Source organism: Ruminococcus sp. (assembly GCF_017650195.1).
Classification (GTDB): Bacteria; Bacillota; Clostridia; order Oscillospirales; family Ruminococcaceae; genus Ruminococcus.
In genome coordinates, this window is sequence record NZ_JAGCFH010000090.1 from 1 (window position 1) to 3,660 (window position 3,660).

At 43.8% G+C, this 3,660-nt stretch carries 2 protein-coding genes; both read right to left on the minus strand.

The features are described 5' to 3' along the window. Positions 1-894: calcium-binding protein (locus tag J6U00_RS03795; protein ID WP_296579082.1), on the minus strand; the 894-nt coding region annotated here is incomplete at its 3' end. A gap of 665 nt (positions 895-1,559) precedes the next feature. Continuing rightward, a complete protein-coding gene (gene ligA, locus J6U00_RS03800; protein ID WP_296579087.1) occupies positions 1,560-3,515 on the minus strand; it encodes an NAD-dependent DNA ligase LigA in 1,956 nt (651 codons plus the stop codon). Positions 3,516-3,660 lie beyond the last annotated feature (145 nt).

Genomic DNA, 3,660 nt, shown 5'->3' on the forward strand with positions numbered 1-3,660 from the left:
ACCGCCTGACAGAAGATCATTTCCTGCGCCGCCTGTGAGAGTATCGTTTCCTTCACCGGCATGGAGGCTATCGTCGTTGTCTCCACCGATAAGGTTATTATCCTTTATGCCGAATTCTGTCGGGAAATCATATACATCGCCGTCGCCCTTAATATCAAGAGGAGTATAGAAAAGCTTCTCCGCTGTAAGAACTGTTCCGTCTGCAAACCTGAAGTACTCTACTATTGAATCTTTTCTGTCATACTGGTTTACTATCCTTATGCTGTCACCAGCAGGACCTACATTTAGTATCATATCCCCTTTATCCTTGGATATCCTGATGTCGCTCGGAGCTATGCCCTCGCCGAATACAATAGCGTCAGCCGGTGAGTTGCTCATATCTTCGTCGATGATATAATCACCATCGCCTAAACTGAATTTGTAGATATTATCGTCAAACTTGCTGAAAACAGCTTCGTCGCCGGAGCCGTCAGAGACAATGTCGTTTCCACCGTCAGCAATCGTAAGCTCGTCATCAGTTGCATCACCGATGTTTTCACTACCGTTATCAGCTATATTGAGCTCGTCATCACCTGTTACGTCAGTTACTTCGCCAATCTCCTCTCCGGAAACAGTGCCGCCTGCGTTGTTGCCTTGAAACATGCTGAATATCTTGCTTGCGAACTCGCTTGCAAAACGCTCTATGCTGTAAAAGAAATCAGTTATCGTGTCATAGTCCTGACCGCTGCTCGATGTGCTTACCGGATAAAAGCCGCTTTCGCTGTTGCTGGCTCCACTGAGACTTGCTAAAAGTCCGTCAGCTATCTTATAAAACGTATCGTATAACGAACCGAAATCGTTATTTTCCAGATAAACTGTTCCTGTTGATACAATGTTTTCATACTGTTCATTCATTTTCTTATACCTCCATAGTTAAGTGTGTATCAGCCTATCAACTGACAGTATTGTGTTTTACCGCAAGAACTGAACGGTATTTCCGGGAATCTCCCGGAGATACGTTGCCTTGCAGCCGGAGATTCAGATGTATAAAGCTTTTATTAACAGCTCAAATAAAAATACGGGTATGACATCTCAGAGCATATTCCGAACGTCATACCTGTTAAGTATCATTTTCTGAATATCTCCCCATAAAATGTTTTTTCAGTGCCTGTCTCCTGTTTTGCCCCGCCTACTGCTCTCCCTTACGGATAAACTTCCTGGCAGAGTAAACAAAGAAATAAGCAAATGCTTTTTTAACATTCTTTTTCCTCCTATATCATAATTTGATCAAACTATTCCCCCAGTTTAATCAAATAACATTATATACTAACCTTACAAAAATGTCAATACATTTTTTGCTATTTTGTTAGTACAGGTTAATTTTTTCTGCTCAGGAAGCTCCATACACCACAGTAAGTCTTTGTATCTGCGAACTTCTTATATGCCGGCTTATGTATTATATATTACTTACCACTCATTTTCAAGATTACATATATAACAAATCCAGTGACATTTGTCACTTTTTCTGGAAGCCACATTAAACAGAGCCGTCACAAAATGACGGCTCTATACATTGTTTATCAGCTTTTTGCAAGCGCCTGGAATTCTTCCTCTGTGATTATCGGCACACCGAGTTCCTTGGCGGTCTTGTTTTTTGTGGAATTTGAAGTATTGTCGTTATTTATAAGGTAGTCCGTCTTTGAAGACACAGAGCCTGCTGCCTTTCCTCCGTTCTGTTCGATGAAGGCTTTAAGCTCATTGCGGTTCTTCCAGATATGGACAGAACCAGTGATAACAAAAGTCTTGCCTGCAATGGCTGAATCGCTGTTCACAGCGGCAGCTTCCTCTATATCCAGCTCAGCCACAAGCCTGCGAAACTCACCGAGCTTCTTTTCATCCGCAAAGAATTTAACAAAGTCTTTTGCAAGCACATCTCCTATACCGTCTATAGCCGTAAGCTCCGCGACTGTAAGACGCTCCAGCTCCTCCGCTGTGATATATTGGGAACAGATAAGCCGTGAAGCCTGCCTGCCAATATTTGGTATGCCCATAGCATACAGCACGCGGCTCAGCTCAGTCTTACGGGAAGCTTCGACTGCGTCAGCAAGCTTCTGATATGACTTTTCGCCGAAGCCTTCAAGTACCACGATCTTGAACTTATAGTCATCAAGGTGGTAGAAATCCCTGAACTCCCGGACAAAGCCCTCGGAAACAAGAGTTTCTATGGTGGCAGTGGACATACCAACGATATTCATTGCGTCACGCTGTACGAAATGCTCGAATTTGCCGATATGCTTAGCTGCGCAGTCTTTATTTGGACAAACCAGGGTCTCCACCTCTTCGTCGGAGGAGCGTATCTCAGTTGCTCCGCCGCACACAGGACAGACCTTGGGTATATCAAGACTGCCGGAGGCGGTCTTGTTTTCGAGCACCTGTGGGATTATCATATTAGCCTTGAATATTGTCAGGGTATCGCCTATGCCAAGACGTAGCTGCTTAACTATACTCAGGTTGTGTACGGAAGCTCGTGATACCGTAGTTCCTTCAAGCTCCACAGGGTCGAATATGGCAACAGGATTGAGAAGTCCCGTGCGGCTTGCCGACCACTCTACCTCTCGAAGAACAGTGTCTGCGGTCTCGTCACGCCACTTGAAAGCAATGCCATTTCTCGGGGCGTGGGAGGTCTCTCCAAGACTCAGACCATAAGCAACATCGTCATACATGAGTACTAGTCCATCTGAGGGAAATTCATTTTCAGAAACTGCCCTTTCAAAGTCAGAAACATCCCCCTCAATAGTATCTTTGGTTACAGTCAGACCATAAACTCGCTGAAAGCCCTGCGCTTCCAGCCAGTCAAGACGCTTGATAAAAGAGTTTTCTTCATATCCATCAGCTGAAACAAGATTGAATGCGAAAAAATTAATGTTTCGCTGTGCAGTAACACGTGAATCCAGATTTCGTACTGTTCCGACACAGAGATTACGTGGATTCTTATACTTCGTACCATCGTCAATCTCAGCATTTACGCGCTCAAAATCCTTGTACTTCATCAGTGACTCACCACGAACTACCAGATGTCCCTTGAAAGGGATACGTGCAGGAATGCCTTTGATATGCCTTGCATTAGCAGTTATTTCCTCACCTATCTCGCCATTTCCTCGAGTAACTGCCTGTTCTAACTCACCGTTATTATATGTTAAAACAAGGGTCAGTCCGTCAAGCTTCCAACTAAGGAAGCCCTTATGATCGCCCAGCCAGCTTTTCAGCTCCTCAACACTCTTTGTCTTGTCCAGCGAAAGCATTTTTGAGGGATGTTTTATCTTTTTAAGTCCAGAGGAGACCTCGTAGCCGACCTGCTGTGTACGGCTACCGCTGAGTATGACACCGGTCTTTTTTTCAAGGGTTTCAAGCTCGTCGTAAAGCTCGTCATACTGCTTGTCGGACATTATCTCAACGCCTGTATTGTAGTATGCGTCCGATGCCTTAGCGAGGAGCTCATTCAGCTCTTCCATTCTTTTTATATCATTATTAGCCATAATTGCAGACTCCTTATTTCAATATAACACTATTATACCATGAATTTCATTAAAAAGCCATACCAAAAGATAAAAAGAGTTATGACTGCGGATATTGACGAAATCAGGGGAAACTGGTATAATTGTTTTAAGAATTGTTTTAAGA